Source organism: Burkholderia sp. Ac-20384 (assembly GCF_017104605.1).
Lineage (GTDB): Bacteria > Pseudomonadota > Gammaproteobacteria > Burkholderiales > Burkholderiaceae > Burkholderia > Burkholderia lata.
The window spans coordinates 1-1,611 of sequence record NZ_JAAGPE010000614.1 but is presented as its reverse complement, the minus strand read 5'-3'; the positions used below and the strand labels follow the sequence as shown (position 1 = coordinate 1,611).

Here is a 1,611-nt window from a genome sequence, read left to right as displayed (position 1 = left end):
GGTCGCACCGGCCGGGCGGCTGTCCGGCGTACCGGTTGTCCGTTCGGCGACGCGCCGGCCCGCGCGCTGTGCCGATCCTGCCGCGGCGTGACCATTCGCCGCACTACCGGCCCGCCCGTTGCCGCCCGCCGCGCGCGGCACGACATCGGACAGTTCGATCTCGCCGCCGAGCCGCGCGGCCGCGCTGAACGCCAGATACAGGCCGACCCCGTGCCCGCCCTGCGTGCTGTCGACCGGCATCGCGCCGAGCGATTCCCGCAACGAGGCCGGAATGCCCGGCCCGTCGTCGCATACCTCGAATTCGATTTCGTCGGCCGTGCCGGCGTGCGCGACCTTCGCGGCCAGTGTCACGCGCTGCGGGCTCGCGCGCGCGGCGTTGTCGAGCAGGATCGTCAGGATCTGGCCGGCCGCGACCGTGTCGTCGAGCGCGACGCCCGCCGGTCGCGCGCCGAGCGATTCGAACTGGACGTGCGGATGCCGCAGGCGCCAGTGCTCGACGAACGTGTCGAGCCAGTCGTCCACCGGCTGGCGGCTCGCCGGCGCACTTGCCCGGCTGCGCAGGCGCGCGAGCGCCGACGTGCAGAGCGTCATCTGTTCCTCGAGCACCTTCAGGTCGGCCTCGTAGCGGGCCAGCCCCGGATCGTCGCGTGCCGCGTCGCGCAGCTCTTCGGCGAGCATCGCGATCGTCGACAGCGGCGTGCCCATCTCGTGCGCGACGGTGGCGGCCTGCACGCCGAGCGCGACCGCCCGCTCGTCGCGCAGCAGGTGCTGCTGCGCTTCGCCGAGTGCCGAATCGCGCTGGCGCAGCGCCTTCGACATGCGCGCGACGAACCACGCGATCAGCCCGACGCTGACCATGAAGTTCGCCCACATCCCGGTACGGTAGTAGTCGAACAGGTTCGCGGGATTGTCCATGTTGAGCGGCACCGAGTCGAAACCGAGCGCCGCGTAGCACGCGACCGCGAACGCCGCGAGCCAGATCATCAGGTGCCACGGCAGCACGGCCGCCGCGATCGCGAGCGACGGCAGGTACAGCGACACGAACGGGTTGGTCGTGCCGCCCGACAGGAACAGCAGCGCGGACAGCGCACCGAGGTCGACCCACAGCTGGCCGAGCAGCTCGAAATTGGTTTCGGGCCGCGCGCGCAGCACGCGCACCCAGGTCAGCGCGTTGAAAACGATTTCGAGCGCGATGACCATCAGCATCGCCGGCAACGGCAGATGCACGCCGAAATAGGTCTGCACGACGCCGATCGTCACCAGTTGGCCGATGATCGCGAGATTGCGGAGCCAGAACAGGTGACTGAGGTTGACGCGCCCGGTGGTGGTGATTCGTTGCATCCGAGCAGTTTACCCGTTTAGCGGGCGGCGCCTCTAGCGGGGCCGGATCGGCGTGCGACGAACGGGATGCCTTGCGTGCGCGGCCGATGCCGTCAGCCGGCCGCGCCGGCCATCCGCTGCGCGATCTCGTCGGCCAGGCACTCGGGGCACCGGCAACGTGCGCCAGCCGCAGGCGGCGTACCGCCGGGCAAGACCGGCATCGACGCGCACCAGCATTCGAACGGCTGCGTGCGGGCGCCGCAGTCGAAGCTGCGCCCGCAGTGCGGGCAA

Annotated in this window: 2 protein-coding genes; both read right to left on the bottom strand. The window is 71.0% G+C overall.

The window, feature by feature from the left end:
- Positions 1-1,341: ATP-binding protein (locus G3O00_RS42300; protein WP_241025607.1), on the bottom strand; the 1,341-nt coding region annotated here is incomplete at its 3' end.
- Positions 1,342-1,433: 92 nt separating this feature from the next.
- The coding region (locus tag G3O00_RS42295; RefSeq protein WP_206146558.1) for a cysteine-rich CWC family protein at positions 1,434-1,611 on the bottom strand (178 nt) is incomplete at its 5' end.